Origin of the sequence: Streptomyces sp. NPDC047028 (assembly GCF_040644095.1) — a bacterium.
Lineage (GTDB): Bacteria > Actinomycetota > Actinomycetes > Streptomycetales > Streptomycetaceae > Streptomyces.
In genome coordinates, this window is the sequence record NZ_JBEYVS010000130.1 from 1 (window position 1) to 1275 (window position 1275).

1 protein-coding gene and 1 pseudogene are annotated in these 1275 nt (G+C 66.4%); one reads left to right on the top strand and one right to left on the bottom strand.

Features of this window, described 5'->3' with window-relative positions:
* Positions 1-70 precede the first annotated feature (70 nt).
* Positions 71-900, top strand: a pseudogene (locus ABZ854_RS37255) (IS5 family transposase).
* Positions 901-921: 21 nt separating this feature from the next.
* Here the strand turns inward: ABZ854_RS37255 and ABZ854_RS37260 are convergent.
* Entirely contained in the window at positions 922-1218 is a 297-nt protein-coding gene (locus ABZ854_RS37260) for a barstar family protein (RefSeq protein WP_361220503.1), read from the bottom strand.
* Positions 1219-1275: the final 57 nt, after the last annotated feature.

Here is a 1275-nt window from a genome sequence, read left to right on the forward strand (position 1 = left end):
CTAGAGCGTGTCTCTTTGATGGGTGATCAGTTGATCGGATGTGTCTGTCCGATTAGTGATCACCGATGCGATGTGGGACCGGATCGAGCCGTTGATGCCGGCTGATCCGATCCGTGGCCGACGGTGGGCCAACCACCGCCGGACTCTGGAAGCCATCGCGTGGAAGTACCGCACGTGCTCACCTTGGCGCGACCTGCCGGAAGAGCTCGGCCCCTTTCAGACCGCGCACAAACGCCTGATCAGGTGGGCCATGGACGGCACCTGGGCAAGGGTCCTGGCGGCGGTCCTTGCAGTCTCGGATGCCGATGACGACGTGGGCTGGACGGTTTCGGTGGACTCCACCGTCTGCCGCGCTCACCAACATTCGGCCGGAGCCAGGAAAAAGGGGCGCCCGGCCGGTCCGAGCCCGAGGACCACGCGCTCGGACGCTCCCGCGGTGGCTTGAGCACGAAGGTCCACCTGGCCAGCGACAGCCGGGCACGGCCTCTGTCCATCCACGTCACCGCGGGCCAGGCCGGTGACGCGCCTGCCTTCGAGGCGATCATGGCCGGGATCCGGATCCCGCGGAGCGGACTTGGTAGGCCAAGAACCCGCCCTGCGGCCGTCCTTGCGGATCGGGCCTACTCTTCCCGCGCGATCCGGAATCACCTCCGTCGACGCGGCATCCGCGCGGTCATTCCGCAGCCCGCCGACCAGATCGGCCATCGCCTGCGGCGAGGCCGCGCCGGAGGCCGCCCGCCCAGTTTCGACGCCGAGACATACAAAGAGCGCAATGCCGTCGAGCGGTGCATCGCCCGACTCAAGCAGTGGCGCGGCCTTGCCATGCGGACGGACAAGCTCGCCATCGCTTACCAGGCCGCACTCCACCTTGCTGCCATCCTCATCTGGGCCCGCCGCTGAGTAAGGCGTCCGAAGGGTTCGTCAGGCCAGCCCATGGACGACGAGCCGGTTCTGCTCTCCGTCAAAGATGCTGGCCAGGACGTCAGCCTCCTGCCGGTGCCCGTCAAAGAGACCCTGCTGGTCGACGTGCACGCTCAGGACGTCGTAACTGTCGATCACCTCAGAGATGCCCCGGGTCTGGATCGTGTCCGACCACGCGTCCAGGTTTCGGCCGAACCACCCTGGCAGCCCGCACGGCTCGCTCACCGCGTCCCAGAAGTCGTTGAGTGTCTCGATCAGTCGACCCCGCAGGTCAACGATCAGCTCGCTGTCCGTCATCGCAGCAGACTAACCACCCCCCCACAAGAATCACCGGACAAAGAGACAGGCTCTAGG